Consider the following 14,929-nt stretch of genomic DNA (forward strand, 5'->3'; position numbering starts at 1 on the left):
TCGCGGCCTCCGTTTTCGTTTGGATGTCCTGGGCTCAATTGCCGCCGGGCTGGCCGAACGACAGCCGCTCGGCCAGGACGGCGGCCTGCGTGCGTGAGCCGACGCCGAGCTTGCGCAGGATGGTCGAGACATGGCCCTTCACCGTCTGCTCGGCAATGTCGAGCTCGCCCGCGATCTGCTTGTTGAGCTTGCCCTCGACGATCATCGCGAGAATGCGGAGCTGCTGCGCCGACAGCGTGGCCATGCGCGCGGCCAGCTCGACATCGGCGCTCTGGATCGAGCCCCGTCCCCCGACATTGGGCGGCATCCAGATTTCACCGGCGAGGATTTTTGTGATCGCGTCGGCCATCTCCGGCAGGCTGAGCGATTTCGGGATATAGCCGGACGCGCCATAGGCAATGGCGCGGCGGATCGTGGCGGCATCCTGCCGCGCCGAGATGATCGCGACCGGCACCGTCGGGAACTGCGCCGACAAGATGAACAGCGCGGCAAAACCCTGAATGCCCGGCATCGTCAGGTCCCACAGGATCAGGTCGATCTCGTCGGACTGGGATGACAGCACGCTCAGCGCCTCGTCGAGCGACTGGCAGGCGACGATGTCGAGATCGGGCAGCACGGTCGAAAGCGCGCTGCGCAAAGCGGCCTGTACCAGCGGGTGATCGTCACCGATGAGGATGCGCATGGTCACGCCGGGGATGTCCTCTGTTTCGCTCCGAACTGCCGGCTCAGGGCTTCGCCGCCGAGGAAGCGCCGCAGCGCCGCCGGTTTGACCGGCTTCGACAGGATCGCGCAGCCGCGTGCCCCCGCCTCCTTGCGCACCGCCTCACTGCGATCGGCGGTGACGACCAGCGCGCGGACGTCGCGACCCGACTTCTGCCTGAGATCATCGAGAAAGTCCAAGCCGCTGCGGCCGCCATCGAGGTGATAATCGAGCAGCACGATATCCGGCGGACTGGCCGCGGCGGCGAGCATCGCTCCGTCAGCGTCCGCAGCGACCAGCACATGGTGCCCCCATCCGCCGAGCAGTGCCGTCAGGCCATCGAGAATGGTCACATCATTGTCGAGGCACAGGATCGTCATCGCGCGCTCGGCGGCCGCGGGCGCCGGGCTTGCCGGCTTGCGCTGAAGCGATGTCCCCGCGCCGCGCGCCAGCGGCACCGTGACGGCAAAACCGGAACCGCGTCCCGGCCGCGATCGGACGTCGACGGCATGGCCCAGCAGCCGGGAGACACGATCCACGATCGCAAGGCCGAGGCCTAGGCCCTTCTCCGGTCCGGGCGCGAGACGCTGAAACTCCTCGAAGATCCGCTTCTGATCCTCCGCCGCGATCCCGACGCCGGTGTCCCACACTTCGATGCGCAGGTCGCCGCCGCGCCGCCGGCAGCCGAGCAGGATACGGCCCCTGGGCGTATAGCGCAGCGCGTTCGACAGCAGGTTCTGGAGGATCCGCCGCAACAGATGCGGGTCGCTGCGCACCGCGAGCCCGCAATCGACGACGCGCAGGACAAGCCCGCGCTCCCGCGCCATCGCCGAGAACTCCACTTTCAGCTGCACGAGCAGATCCGCGATCGGGAATTCGAACGGCTCGGCACGAACGGCGCCGGCATCATAGGAGGAGATGTCGAGCAGCCTGTCGAGCACATGTTCGGTCGAGCGTAGCGCCGTGATCGCGCTGCTCGCCAGGTTGCGCTCCTTGTCGACTCCGCCCGATGACGCGGAGATGTGCAGACTCTCGTCGAGCGCGGACAGGAACAACCGCGCCGCGTTCAGCGGTTGCAGCAGATCGTGGCTGGCCGCCGCCAGGAAGCGGGTCTTGCCGAGATTGGCCTGCTCGGCCTCCGCCTTGGCCCGCTCGAGCGCCTCGGTCCGCTCACGGACACGCAGCTCGAGATCCTCGTTGGCCCGCCGCAGGGCTTCCGCCGCGCGGTGACGCTCGGTTACGTCGGTATAGGTCGAGACGTAGCCGCCCTCCGCGATGCGATCGTAGACGATCTCGAGCACGGTGCCATCCGGCCGCTTGCGCTCGTACAGATAGGGCCAGCTCTGCGTGGCGACATCACGATTGACCAGGAGTGCGGCGAATTCGGATGCGGCATATTCGCCGCGCTCGACGTTGAAGGCGATCAGGTCCGCCAGCGGGAGGCCGACACGCACGAAGTCCGGAGGCAGGTCCAACAGCGCGATGAAGCGGCCGTTCCAGGCCGTGATGTTGAAATCGGCATCGAACGCGCAGATGCCCTGCGGTACGCTTTCGAGCGTGCTCTGCAAAAGCGTGCGGTTGAAGCGCAACGCCTCGGAGGCCTCGTCCAGCATCGCCATCGCCTCCCGCCGCGACAGCGAGTGCCCTTCCAGCGAAGCTGCGATCACCACGCGCGCCGACGCCGCGCCGATTGCACCGGCGAGAAGGTTCTCCGTGAATCGGATCGAGTCGAGATCGACGAGACCCGATGGGTCGAGACGCGGCCCGGTACCGGTCGTGCGGGAGGCGAGATAGCCGTCGAAAGCCGCCGAGCCCCGCTCCACGCCGACAAAACGCAGCGTCAGCGCGCGGAGATCGTCGAGGCGAACCACCACGCGCGAGGACAGCTTCGGGACCATCTCGCGGACGACGCCGTCGGCGAATGCGGCGGCCTGGTTGCGCTCGACGGTCGACTGCCGTCCGAGCGTCGAGAATGCCAGAAAACAGACGAGGTTGGCCGCAAGGCTCCACAGCGTCGCATGCGAGATCGGATCGAGCCCGTCGATACCGAACAGCGCGTTTGGCTTGAGCCAGGCGAGCTGCCATGGGCCCAGGCGAACGATCTCCCCGACCGCGGGCCAGAGCGGCGCGGCCGAGGGAAGCAGCAGCGTATAGGACCAGATGCAGAATCCGGCCGCGATCCCGACCGACGCGCCGACCTTGTTGGCGCGCGGCCAGTACAAGCCACCGACGAATGCCGGTCCGAACTGTGCGACCGCGACGAACGACAACAGACCGATCACGGTCAACGGATAGGCCTGGTTGACCAGGCGGTGCGTCAGATAGGCGAGCAGCAGGATGCCGAGGATCGAGAGCCGGCGCACCGCCACCAGCACGGAGGTCATCGGCCGGCTCTGCGCACGCAGGCCGAAGAACCGCGAGCGCAGCAGCAGCGGCATGATGACATCGTTGCAGAGCATGGTGCTGAGCGCGACGGATGTCATGATCACCATGCCGGTGGCGGCCGACAGACCGCCCAGGAAGGCGATCAGGCTGACGGTGCTCGCGTCCGCCGCGATCGGCAGCGAGATGACGTAGGTGTCGGGGTCCATCATGGCGCCGAACCTGGTGAGCCCCGCCGCAGCGATCGGCAGGATCAGCAGGCTGAACAGCGCAAGATAGGCCGGGTAGAGCCACGCCGCGGTGCGCGTATGCACCGGCGCCTCGTTCTCGACCACGGCCACGTGAAATGCCTGCGGCAGGCACAGGAAGGCGATAGCCGAGATGATGATCGTCGAAGGCCAGACCGGCTGCATCGGGTCGAAGCTCAGGATTCCCGTCAGTTGCGGATCCGATTGAAACTGCGTCAGCAGGGCGCCCGGCCCGCCGGACAGCCCGAACAGCACGAACAGCGCGACAATCAGGAACGCGATCAGCTTGACGACGCTCTCGAACGCGATCGCGAGCATCAGCCCGCGATGATGCTCGCTGGCGTGGACATGCCGGACGCCGAACACGATCGCGAACAGCGCCATCGAGGCGGCGACGCCGAATGCGGAGTCCTGCCAGAACCGCAGCGCCTCGCCGCCCGCCCGCTCCGGCTGGAGGATCAGATAATCGAAGCTCTTGCCGACGGCCTTGAGCTGAAGCGCGATATAGGGAAGCACGCCAAGCAGCGATGCGAGCGTCACGAAGGCCGCGAGTACCTGGCTCTTGCCGTAGCGCGCGGCGATGAAGTCCGAAACGGAGGTGACGTTCTGCGCCTTCGCGATCGCGATGACCTTGGACAGGAGCGTCTGGCCGAACAACAGCACCAGGGTCGGGCCGATGTAGATCGTGGCGAAGTCCAGTCCGCTGGTGGCGGCACGCCCGACCGATCCGTAGAAGCTCCAGGAGGTGTTGTAGACCGCAAGCGTCAGGCAGTAGCTGATCGCGGCCGCCCAGGAATTTGGCGAGACAAGCGGCCCACCTGCGCTCCGCCGATCGCCCCACCAGGCCACCAGGAACAGCGTGGTCACATAGCCGGCAGCGACCGCAAGAACGAACCACGCCTGCAAGACATCCTCACCCGAGACCATCCGATCCGCCCCCGACGAGCGGCCGGAGCGCCGGGGCGGATACTAGAGCGTTTTCAATCGCATGGAAGGCTATTCATGCCGGAGGGATTGGCGGCCGGAGATCTCCGGCCGCCGGTGAGGCCAACCTCAGGCTGCCTCGCGGGACAGCCGCTCCTGCGGCATGCGCTTGAGCACCAGGTTGACCACGACGGCAACCACGATGTTGAGGGCGAGCGCCAACAGACCGGTGTAGATCGCAACCGGGCCAGCCCCGAGGTCAATGCCGTGCAGCGGCTTCAACCCGTCCGACCAGGCCAGCCACGATCCGCCTGCGAGGCCGACGGCCCAGCCGGCCAGGAGCGCGGTGCTCGAGAACCAGTTCAGATAGAGGCCGAACACCAGCGCCGGCAGCGTCTGGAGGATCCAGAGCCCCCCGAGCAGCTGCAGGTCGAGCGCGAACTGCGTCGGCATCAGCAGGATGGCGAGCAGCGCGCCGACCTTCACCAGCATGGAAGTGATCTTGGCGACCTTCGCCTCGCCCGACGGCGTCACCTTCGGATCGATCCACACCTTCCAGAAGTTGCGGGTGAACAGGTTGGCCGCGCCGATGCTCATCACGGCCGCCGGCACCAGCGCGCCGATGGCGATGGCGGCGAAGGCAAAGCCCGCGAACCAGCTCGGAAACAGCGTCTTGAACAGCGCGGGCACGACGTCGTTGTTGCTCGCGAGCTTCAGTCCCGCCGCATGTCCCATGTAACCCAGCAGCGCAAGCAGGCCGAGCAGCAGCGTATAGGCCGGAAGCAGCATCGCATTCTTGCGAATGGTGTTGCCGCCGGACGAGGCAAAGATGCCGGTCAGCGTGTGCGGGTACATGAAGGCGGCGAGCGCCGAGCCGAGCGCCAGCGAGGCGTAGGGCATGATCTGCGCCGGTGACAGCAGGATGCCGCCCGAGCCCTTGGCGGCGAATGCCGCATCCGCCGCGGTGAAGATCGCGCCGTAGCCGCCGAGCTTCGACGGCACGATCGCGATCGCGGCGATCACCACGATGTAGATCATGATGTCCTTGACGAAGGCGATCAGCGCCGGCGCGCGCAGGCCCGACGAATAGGTGTAGAGCGCCAGCACCAGGAAGGCGACGACGAGCGGCACCTCGCCGCTCAGCCCCAACGCCTTGATCGCCACCTCCATGCCGATGAGCTGGAGTGCGATGTAAGGCATCGTCGCAAGCACGCCCGTCGCCGCAACGGCGAGCTCGAGCCCGCGCGAGCCGTAAGCACCGCGAACCACGTCGCCTGCGGTGACGTAGCCGCGCTCCTTGGCGACCTTCCACAACACCGGCATCACCGCGAATACGAAGGGATAGACGATGATGGTGTAGGGAAGCGCGAAAAAGCCGTAGGCGCCGACCGCATAGACCAGAGCCGGAACGGCGATCACCGTGTAGGCGGTGTAGAAGTCGCCGCCGACCAGGAACCAGGTGATCCAGGTCCCGAACTTGCGGCCGCCGAGGCCCCACTCGTCGAGATGGGCGAGCGTCTCCGGCTTGCGCCAGCGCGCTGCGACGAAGCCCATGCCGGTGACGAGGACGAACAGTGCGAGGAAAACGGCGAACGCCGCGCTATCGACATTAGTCAGCACGACGCACGCTCCTGTAGACGATGTAGGTGAGCAGCGAGGTCAGCGGCACCCAGGCGAGCTGGTACCAGTAGAAGAACGGGAAGCCGAACAGCTGGGGCTCCCGGATATTGTAGAACGGCACGATCATCAGGCCGACGAACGGCAACAACAGCAATAGGCGTACCACGCGCTCTCCTCCCCTGTGAGTGAAACGACGCGCGTCCTTGGCGCGCGACTTGAGCGCGATATAGCTGACATCGCCGCTGGCCCCGCCCCCTACCTTGGCTCGGCCAGACCCCCATACTTTCGTATCGTCACCGGACTCTCGCCGTCCTGAGCGGCGCGCACGCCGCGGTCATCGCGCGACGCCGATGCGTGTCGCGCGTGAGACGAATGATGGACGGAGGGACCGCTACTGCCGCTTGCGCTCGCTCGCCGCCGGCTTCGGCGGCTCGGCTGGCGGTGGGGCGGCTGCCGGCGCGCTGTTGCTGGCGCCGAACAGCACGCGGGTCGGGTTGCGGTCGAAATTGTTCACGGCGCGGCTGATGTCGCCGAGAGTGCGGCGGCCGTCCGAGATCAGCAATCCGGAGCGCTTGTCGAAATCATCGGCGAGTTCGCGGATCGACTTCACCGCCTGGAACAGCTCGCCGCCGTCCTTGCCGCCGGCGAGCGTGTTGAGGCCGAGCATGAGGTTGTCGGCCTTGAGCATCACGCCGTCGACCTTGGCCATCACGCCGTCGATCTTCTCGGAGTTGCGCGCCAGCGAGTTGGTGAAGGTCTCGAGGTTCTTCAGCGAGTTCTTCACCGATTCCTGATTGTCGGCGACGATCTTGTTGATGTTCTGGAGCGTGCCGCGGATCGCTTCGGTGACGTCCTGGAGCTTGTTGGGATCGGCGGTCAGCGACGGGATGCCGTCCTCGTCGAGCGGCGGCGGGGGCGCTGCCTCCTCGCCGCCCTTGAGCGAGATTGCGGCGACGCCCGTCAGGCCCTGGAATTCGAGGCCGACCAGGGTGTCCTTGCGGATCGGGGCGTTGTTCTCGACCATGGCGAGTGCGACAACCCGCCGCGGGTTGTCGAGCTTCACCGAGACCACTTCACCCACCCGGATACCGTTGAAATTGACACTGCCGCCGTTGCGCAGGCCCGCCGCCGGGCCTTCGAACACCACGCGCAGGGGACTGCGCTGCTTGGTGGTGTGCAGCGACTGGAACCACAGCACGAAGCCGATCGCCGCGGCAATCACTGCCAGCGTGAACGATCCGATCAGTACGTAATTCGCCCGCGTTTCCATCAGGTACTCCGGCTACCACTCAGCCCATGACCGCGCGGGCGCGCTTGCCATGGAAATATTGCCTCAGCCAGGGATGCTGCGAGGCCTGCATGTCGGCGATCGACCCTGCCGCAATGATCTTACCGTTCCCTAAAACGGCGATGCGGTCGCAAGCGGTGTAAAGGCTGTCGAGGTCGTGCGTTACCATGAAAACGGTCAGGCCCAAAGTGCGCTGGAGCGTCCTGACCAGCTCGTCGAAGTCGCCGGCGCCGATCGGGTCGAGGCCCGAGGTCGGCTCGTCGAGGAAAACGAGGTCCGGATCGAGCGAAAGCGCGCGTGCGAGCGCCACGCGCTTGATCATGCCGCCCGAGAGCTCCGACGGGAAGCGCTCGGCGACCTCGGGCTTCAGGCCCACCATGGTCAGCTTGGCCATGGTGATCTCGTCCATCAGCCGCTGCGAGACGCGCAGATATTCGCGCATCGGGAACTGGATGTTCTGCCGCACGGTGAGCGAGGAGAACAGCGCGCCCTGCTGGAACAGCACGCCCCAGCGCCGCTCGACGTTGCGGCGCTGCGAGGTGTTGGAGGAATCGAGGTCGACGCCGAATACCTCGATGGAGCCTGCCACCTTCGGCACGAGGCCGATGATGGTGCGCGTCAGCACCGACTTGCCCGCGCCCGATGGGCCGACGAAGCCGAGGATCTCACCGCGCTTGACGTCGAGGTTGAGGCCGTCGAGCACGCGCGTCGCGCCGAACTGCACGGTGATGTCGCGGACGCGGATGATGGGATTTTGGATCCCGTTTTGGGTTTCCTGGGCCATCGTCACATCCCGATCGAGGCGAAGAAGATGGCGAACACGCCGTCCATGACGATGACGAAGAAGATGCCCTTCACCACCGACGCGGTGGTGTGCTGTCCCAGCGATTCCGCGCTGCCCTGCACGGCGAGCCCTTCGACGCAGGCGACGATGCCGATCACGGCGGCCATGACCGGCGCCTTGACGATGCCGACGATGAAATGGTCGATCGAGATGGCATCGCGCAGCCGAAGCAGGAAGGCTTCGGGATCGACGCCGCCATAGAGCCAGGCGACGAGCCCGCCACCATAGAGCGCGGCCATGGCGCCGAGGAAGGCGAGGATCGGCAGCGCCAGCACCAGGGCCAGCATGCGCGGCAGCACCAGCACCTCGATCGGGTCGAAGCCCATGGTGCGCAGCGCGTCGATCTCCTCGCGCATCTTCATCGAGCCGAGCTCGGCGGTGTAGGCGCTGCCCGAGCGGCCCGCGACCATGATGGCGACCAGGAGCACGCCGATCTCGCGCAGCACCAGCACGCCGAGCATGTCGACGACGAAGATGTCGGCGCCGAACCTGCGGAAATGGAAGATGCCCTGCTGGGCGATGATGCAGCCGATCAGGAAGGTGATCAGCACGATGATCGGCACCGCGCGCCAGCAGACCTGCTCCATGTGGTGCACGGTCGAGGTCAGGCGGAACGAGCGCGGATGGATCAGCACGCGGCCGCCCGCCGCGAGCACCGCGCCGAGCATGTCGATCAGGCCCGCAACCGTTCCGGCGACACCGGCCACGGCCCGACCGATCTGGTCCAACATGCCGGTGATGGTGATCGTGCCGGCGTCGACCACCGGCGTCGCCCTCACCCGCCGGACCTCGTCGACGAGGCTCGAATAATTGGCGGAGAGACCCGCGATCTGCGCCTCGACGGTGCCCTGGGTCAGGCTGCGGCGCAGCCGCTCGATCAACCAAGCGCCGAAGGTGTCGAGCTTGGCGACCTCGGAGACGTCGATGAAGATGCTCTGGGGGCTGCCGGCCAACTTCTCGGCATCCGCCACCATCCGCTCCAGGACCGGCGCGAAGCTCGCGGTCCAGGTTCCGGTGGCGCAGAGTGCCAGCGCATTGCCCTTCACAATCCGTTCCAGCTTCGGATCGCTGCTCAAGATGTCCGCTCCCGTGCCGGGGCGGAGGAAATCAGATAGTTGCGCACGCGCCCTTACCCGGAGAAGGTATCCCCAACTGGTTAATGTTAGTTGCTAGAGGTAACTAGCAGGTTCAGATTTCGCCAGAGTTCAAAATGACTTCCAGCAAAGTTCCGGCACTTCGGGCGCGAATCGAGCGCTTTCCCATCGCCGGCAGTTTCACCATCAGCCGGGGCGCCAAGACCGAGGCCGTGACCGTTGTGGCCGAAGTGAGCCAGAACGGCCTCACCGGCCGCGGCGAATGCGTGCCCTATCCCCGCTATGGCGAGACCCCCGAGGCAACCCTGGCCGCCGTCCAGGCCATGCAGGCGGCCGTGGCAGGCGGTATCACCCGGCAGGCGCTGCAAGCCGCCATGCCGCCGGGCGCCGCCCGCAACGCGCTGGATTGCGCCCTGATCGACCTCGAGGCCAAGGCGGCGGGCCTGCGGGCCTGGAGCCTGCTGGACCGCCCGATCCCGGGCGAGCGTACCACCGCCTACACGATCTCGCTGGGCACTCCTGAAGCCATGGCCGCGGCGACCGCGAAAGCGGCGCACCGGCCGCTGCTCAAGATCAAGCTCGGCGGCGACGGCGACGACGCCCGCATCGCAGCGGTGCGCAAGGCCGCCCCAGAGTCCGAGCTGATCGTGGATGCCAACGAGTCCTGGACCGAGGCCAATCTGGAGCACAATCTCGCCGCCTGCGACGCCGTCGGCGTCACCCTGGTCGAGCAGCCGCTGCCGGCCGGCAAGGACGACGCGCTGGCGCGGATCAGGCGGCCGCTCGTGGTCTGCGCCGACGAGAGCGTGCACGACCGCAGCTCCCTCGCTCCCCTGCGCGAGCGCTACGACGCCGTGAACATCAAGCTCGACAAGACCGGCGGCCTCACCGAGGCGCTCGCGATGGCGGATGCGGCGCAGTCGCTCGGCTTCGAGATCATGATCGGCTGCATGGTCGCGACCTCGCTGTCGATGGCCCCTGCCATGCTGGTGACGCCGCAGGCGCGCTTCGTCGATCTCGACGGCCCGCTGCTGCTGGCGCGCGACCGCGATCACGGCCTGCGCTATGACGACAGCCTGGTCTATCCGCCCTCCCCCTCGCTGTGGGGATGAGCCTTGAGCCGGTGTCGCGCCGACCAGATGACAAGCGCGCCGGCCGCGGCCATCGCGGCCATCACGTAATACAGGCCCTCGCCGATGCGGGCGTAGATCGCGCCTGACGCGATCGAGGTGGTTGCGCCCAGCAACCCGTTGCAGGCGGCGTAGTAGCCCTGCCCCCGCGCGATCTGATGCGAGGGCACGCGCTGCACCAGCAGATTCATGGTGCCGACCATGGTCATGCCGAAGGAGAGGCCGTGGCCGAGCTGCACGATCGCGAGCAGCGCCAGCGACGGCTCGCTGGCGGTGACGATCCAGCGCACCACGGCGCTTAGCCCCCCGATCGCCATCAGCGTGGACGGATGCAGCGAGAAGCGCGGCGACAGCGCGAACACGACGATCTCGGCGATCACACCCAGCGTCCACAGCCCCGCGATCGTCAGCCCGCCGTGACCATGGAGCTGCCAGGTGATGGCCGAGAACGTGTAAAAGGCGATATGGCTGCTCTGGATCAGCGCCGCCGAGGCGATCACGGCCCAGAAGCCGCCATCGTGCAGCAGCGCCTTGCCGGCATGCGTCTCCGTCGTCCTCCGCCTGAGATCGTCGAGCGGCTGAAGCCGCAGGCTGGCGAGAACCGCAACGACGGCCCACGCGACGATCACCCAGATCAGGTCGCGCGCCGCGATGCTGTCGACGAGATAGCCGCAGGCGAGCGAGCCGGCGGCGAACGCCGCCGAGCCCCACAACCGCAAGGGTCCGTAATCGAGTCCGTAACGGGCGACACCGCGCAGCGCATAGGCATCGGTCAGCGGCATCGTCGGCGTCCACATCATGCAGGTCAGCGCGTAGATCAGGAACAGCGCCAGCGGCTGCTGCTGCAGGCCGACGGCCGCAAATCCGATCGCGGTCGCCAGCACCGACACCATGATGCCGGCGCGAATGGCATGTCGCTTTTCGGCGAAGGCCGCGACCTGCGGCAGCGTGGTGAAGCGCGTGATCGCCGGCAGCGCGTTGATGAGGCCGATCCAGGCCGCGTCGATACCGATCGCCTTCAGCCAAACCGGGAAGAAGGGCATATGCGTGCCCAGGACCGCGAAGAAGGCCGAGTAGAACAGGGCAAGGCTCACGGCGAATCGCCGCTTCACGGCGGCTTGCGTGGGGATTTGTGATTCGCCTGCCATCAAACCAATTGCGATTCGGTCGATATCGTGGTGATCGTTACAGTAACGCGCGGTGATTTGCGCGACGAGATTGTCATGGCCAACGAAGCATTCGCCCTCTCGCCCATGTCTGCCCGCGCGGCCGAGCCGAACGAGCAGGATTACGACGCGATCCGCGAAGCCTTCATGGAGACCGCGCGCGGCCGCTGGTTCCTCGGCGAATATGCCAAGCGCAACCGCAATGCCGACACGAGCATGGTGCTCGATGCGGTCGCCAAAATCGAAGAAACCCTTGCGGCACAGCGACAACCCGTCGTCGAGGACCGCCTGCCCGAGGCGCTGGTCGAGATCCGCCGCGCCATCCGGGAAGCCGAGACGATCGCGATCGCGGCGTTCGACCCCGCGGCGATCGAGGCGAGCCTTGCCCCGATCCCGCGCGGCGTGCGGATCATCAAGGAGATCTCCTGGCGCTGGCGCGAGATCGGCGCCGACGGGCGAATCTGCGACCTCATTGATTCGCAGCTCGCCTCGATCGAGGCTGCCTGCGGACAGGTTTCGACCCTCGATCTCCGCACCGAGCTCAAGGCCGCATTCGATCTGCTCAGGGATCGGGTCGAGCAGCTCGATGCCGACGGCGACGCAACGCCGCAGGCGACGGCAGTGCGTTCCTCGGCAGCTCCGGTGCGGGAAGCACCGCCGTCCGTCGCAGAAGCTTCGCCTCTCGAGGCCGCGCCCGCCGCGATGGCGAGCGAAACCGCCGTGGCTTTTACGGAGACGCCGCAGGACATCGCGGTGGCTGCCGAGCCCGAAGCCGCCGCTGAGACGGCCGGCGACGCTGAAGCGTTCGCAATTGCCGAGCAGGCAATGGATGCCGCCGTCGAGCCGGAAATTGCAGCCGAAAGCCCGATCGCGCTCGAAGATGCCGCCCCGGAAGACGCCGCTTTCGAAGAGCCCGCGTTCGCGGAAGTCGCCGACGAGTTTTCACTCGACGCTGCCGCGGAAGCTGAGGACGAAGCCGTGCTCGCGGCCATCGCGCTGGAGATGGCCGCGCCCGATCCGGAATTCGACGAGATCATCGAGCCGGTCGAGATGGCAGCGGCCATCCCCGAGCCGATGATCGCGGAGGTCGCCGCGCCCGTTGCTGCCGTGCTTCGGGAGCCGGCCGCGCCGGAACCCGCCGCCGCGCCGATCGTGGAGGCGCACGCAGAAGAAGCGCCGATCGCGATGGAATCGCTGGCGCGCCTCACCAATGCCATCGCGGAAGCCGCCGCCGAAGTGATGGAGCAACCCGCCCCGGCCATGGCGGCCACGGCCTCATTCGCAGCCGCGCCGCTGCCGATGCCCTCGCCCTTGTCGGCGTCCTTGTCCGAGTCCTCGCTTGGCGCCACCATCCTCGCCAGCGGCATCCTGCAAAAACCGCGCGCGGCCGCCAACGACCCGCTCGCGCCGATCCGCCGTATGACCCAGGCCGAGAAGATCGCGTTCTTCTCGTAAGGGGGCGCACTGGCTCTATCGTCATCGCGAGCAATCCGCGCTACACGAAGGAGGCCTGCCCGGTCGATGCGTCGACGCCGCCGTCGACTGGCAGGTTCACCCCATTCACGAAGCTGGCGTCGTCGCTTGCGAGAAATGCGATGACGCTCGCAACTTCTTCGGACTGGGCTGCGCGGCCGAGGGGGATGCGTCCCACCAACTTTGCGAGCAATTCCGGATATTGCTCGAGGATCGGCATCGTCAGGTGGGTGAGGGTCAATGATGGGCAAACCGCATTGATGCGCACGCCTCTCGGGCCAAATTCGAGCGCCAGGCTACGCGTGAGATTACTGACGGCACCCTTCGTGGCGTTGTAGAAGCTCAAACCCCGATCGCCGCCAAGCCCGCTGAGAGACGACACGTTGACGATCGAGCCGCCGCTTTCGATCAGGTGCGGAAGCGCGGCGCGCGTCATGTAGAGGACACCGTCGACATTGACCGCGAAGAGGTCTCGCCACTGCTGGATCGGCGAGCCCAGGAAATCGATCAGCGCGCCCGTCCCGGCATTGTTGACGAGGATGTCGATCCTGCCGAAGCGCCGCACCGCGTCGGCGACCAGGCTCTCAACATCTGCGGCGATCGTGACATCGGCGGGCCGGATCATGCAGCGATCGGTTCCCAGCTCCGCGCCGACTTCGGCCAATTTGGACTCGCGCCGTCCGTTGAGCACGACAATAGCGCCTTCGCCGTGAAAGCGCCTTGCGGCTGCGGCGCCGATACCGCTGCCGGCGCCCGTAACGATGACGACCTTATCCTTGAACCGAGAAAGCATGCCGACAACTCCATCCGAAACCGCAAGGTACGGATGAGAGCTAGGACACCGGGACGACGATTCGGTTTCAGCCGAACCGGATTCGGTTACGATTGAAATCTGCCAAGTGAAGCCGTCCGCGAGGACGCGCCTTTCGAAACATGTCGGCGAAGCGGGACGAGGTCCGTCACCCGCAATTCCACACCGGGCCGATCGGTGTCCGCGTCCAGCACGGGCCAAAGCTGCCGCCGTTGTAGCGGCCGCCGCCGAAGCCGGGGCGGCCGAAATAATGCCACTCGCCATCCCAGCGATAATATTGGGGAACCGGATCGATGTACCAGTGGCGCCGGTCGTTGCGCGCAAGACGGCGCATCGCGTCCTTCTGCTTATAGAGCGGAATGCTGTTGCTCAGCGGCTGGCGATAGCCCGGCAGGAAGCCGTAGCCGTGCCAGACCGGCTTGGGGCGCTTTTGAGCGGGCTCGGCGGGCGCGACGGCCGGCAGCAGAGAAAGGATGACAGCAACGAATAGACACATAAGGCGCGACATGGATCGACCATAGACAGCCGGTTGCGAGATGACCATTCAAATTCGAGTGCAGAACTGTTTGCAGCCATGCGCAGGATATCGCAGACGGGAATTGCGTCACACCCTGCGTGAGGAGCGGCGATCTGTTGATCGAGCGCAAGGCGTCCGCTAACCGATCACGCCCTTGCGGATCAGGAAGCATCCATAGCCCCTGCTGTCCCCGACCTGCACGACGCCAAAGCCCGCCGCCGCCGCGCGATAGAAATCCGGACGCGCCAGCTTGCCGGGAGCGACAGTGCGGCCGGCGGCGCGCTCGATTTCCGCGAGCACCGCGCGCTGCACGTCGGGCACGCGATCGGGATCGTCCACCGGCATCATCACGCGCACCGGATCGGGATCGAAATCGTCGAGCGGGTAGACCGACATGATGGCCCGGGCGGCGGTCTCCATGCGCATGCCCGGCAGCTGGATCAGGCGCTGCGAGGACGTCGTTTTGGCGATACGCGTTGCCGGATGATTGGCGTCGACGAAAACGAGGTCGTCGCCATGGCCCATCGAGGCCAGGAGCCAGAGCAGGTCGGGCGTCAGGATCGGATCGATCGATTTCAGCATGTGACGGCATTTCCCCAGAAGGCATGTCTTTGGCCGGCGAAACCGGCCATTCACCATAGCAGGTTCCAAGCGTGATTCAGATCACGCTGCCACCCATGGTGACAGGGATCACGGACCCCGGGCTCGAACGCGGCCAGGCTTCCTCGCAAC

General features: G+C 66.5%; 13 protein-coding genes. 2 read left to right on the forward strand and 11 right to left on the reverse strand.

The genetic code is table 11. The annotated features are described in order from the left end of the window. Positions 1 to 34: 34 nt before the first annotated feature. From BJA_RS29805 to BJA_RS29835, 7 genes are all read right to left on the reverse strand, one after another. Positions 35 to 688 carry a response regulator transcription factor gene (locus BJA_RS29805; protein WP_011088629.1) on the reverse strand — a complete coding sequence of 218 codons (654 nt, stop codon included), beginning with the start codon at positions 686 to 688 and terminating at the stop codon, positions 35 to 37. Beyond that, entirely contained in the window at positions 685 to 4,236 is a 3,552-nt protein-coding gene (locus BJA_RS29810) for a hybrid sensor histidine kinase/response regulator (RefSeq protein ID WP_164930929.1), read from the reverse strand. The genes BJA_RS29805 and BJA_RS29810 overlap by 4 nt, the downstream gene beginning before the upstream one ends. 147 nt (positions 4,237 to 4,383) lie before the next feature. Beyond that, positions 4,384 to 5,874: a monocarboxylate uptake permease MctP gene (mctP, locus tag BJA_RS29815; RefSeq protein WP_011088631.1), complete on the reverse strand. Its 1,491-nt coding sequence runs from the start codon at positions 5,872 to 5,874 to the stop codon at positions 4,384 to 4,386. Next, on the reverse strand, positions 5,864 to 6,040 hold the full coding sequence (locus BJA_RS29820) for a DUF3311 domain-containing protein (RefSeq protein WP_011088632.1): 177 nt from the start codon (positions 6,038 to 6,040) through the stop codon (positions 5,864 to 5,866). The genes mctP and BJA_RS29820 overlap by 11 nt, the downstream gene beginning before the upstream one ends. Positions 6,041 to 6,265: 225 nt before the next feature. Then, positions 6,266 to 7,144, reverse strand: coding sequence for an MlaD family protein (locus BJA_RS29825; RefSeq protein WP_011088633.1), 879 nt, complete (start codon positions 7,142 to 7,144; stop codon positions 6,266 to 6,268). Between the two features lie 19 nt (positions 7,145 to 7,163). Beyond that, entirely contained in the window at positions 7,164 to 7,946 is a 783-nt protein-coding gene (locus BJA_RS29830) for an ABC transporter ATP-binding protein (RefSeq protein ID WP_028173242.1), read from the reverse strand. Between the two features lie 2 nt (positions 7,947 to 7,948). After that, positions 7,949 to 9,082 carry an MlaE family ABC transporter permease gene (locus BJA_RS29835; protein ID WP_063921501.1) on the reverse strand — a complete coding sequence of 378 codons (1,134 nt, stop codon included), beginning with the start codon at positions 9,080 to 9,082 and terminating at the stop codon, positions 7,949 to 7,951. A gap of 134 nt (positions 9,083 to 9,216) precedes the next feature. Between BJA_RS29835 and dgcA the strand changes: the two genes are divergently transcribed. Continuing rightward, positions 9,217 to 10,212 carry an N-acetyl-D-Glu racemase DgcA gene (dgcA, locus tag BJA_RS29840; protein WP_011088636.1) on the forward strand — a complete coding sequence of 332 codons (996 nt, stop codon included), beginning with the start codon at positions 9,217 to 9,219 and terminating at the stop codon, positions 10,210 to 10,212. On the opposite strand, the gene BJA_RS29845 is transcribed toward dgcA, so the two are convergent. Then, positions 10,182 to 11,378 (reverse strand): MFS transporter, encoded by a 1,197-nt coding sequence (locus BJA_RS29845; RefSeq protein ID WP_011088637.1) that lies wholly within the window; start codon positions 11,376 to 11,378, stop codon positions 10,182 to 10,184. The two genes, dgcA and BJA_RS29845, sit on opposite strands and share 31 nt — an antisense overlap. Before the next feature lie 75 nt (positions 11,379 to 11,453). On the opposite strand from BJA_RS29845, the gene BJA_RS29850 reads away from it, so the two are divergent. Further along, positions 11,454 to 12,851: a hypothetical protein gene (locus tag BJA_RS29850; protein ID WP_038967048.1), complete on the forward strand. Its 1,398-nt coding sequence runs from the start codon at positions 11,454 to 11,456 to the stop codon at positions 12,849 to 12,851. Between the two features lie 40 nt (positions 12,852 to 12,891). On the opposite strand, the gene BJA_RS29855 is transcribed toward BJA_RS29850, so the two are convergent. From BJA_RS29855 to BJA_RS29865, 3 genes are all read right to left on the reverse strand, one after another. Beyond that, complete coding sequence (locus BJA_RS29855) at positions 12,892 to 13,662, reverse strand: SDR family NAD(P)-dependent oxidoreductase (protein WP_011088639.1); 771 nt, start codon at positions 13,660 to 13,662, stop codon at positions 12,892 to 12,894. Positions 13,663 to 13,828: 166 nt separating this feature from the next. Then, entirely contained in the window at positions 13,829 to 14,224 is a 396-nt protein-coding gene (locus BJA_RS29860) for a hypothetical protein (RefSeq protein ID WP_011088640.1), read from the reverse strand. A gap of 111 nt (positions 14,225 to 14,335) precedes the next feature. After that, positions 14,336 to 14,779 carry an RbsD/FucU family protein gene (locus tag BJA_RS29865; RefSeq protein ID WP_011088641.1) on the reverse strand — a complete coding sequence of 148 codons (444 nt, stop codon included), beginning with the start codon at positions 14,777 to 14,779 and terminating at the stop codon, positions 14,336 to 14,338. Positions 14,780 to 14,929 lie beyond the last annotated feature (150 nt).

The organism is Bradyrhizobium diazoefficiens USDA 110 (assembly GCF_000011365.1).
In the GTDB taxonomy this organism is placed as follows: domain Bacteria; phylum Pseudomonadota; class Alphaproteobacteria; order Rhizobiales; family Xanthobacteraceae; genus Bradyrhizobium; species Bradyrhizobium diazoefficiens.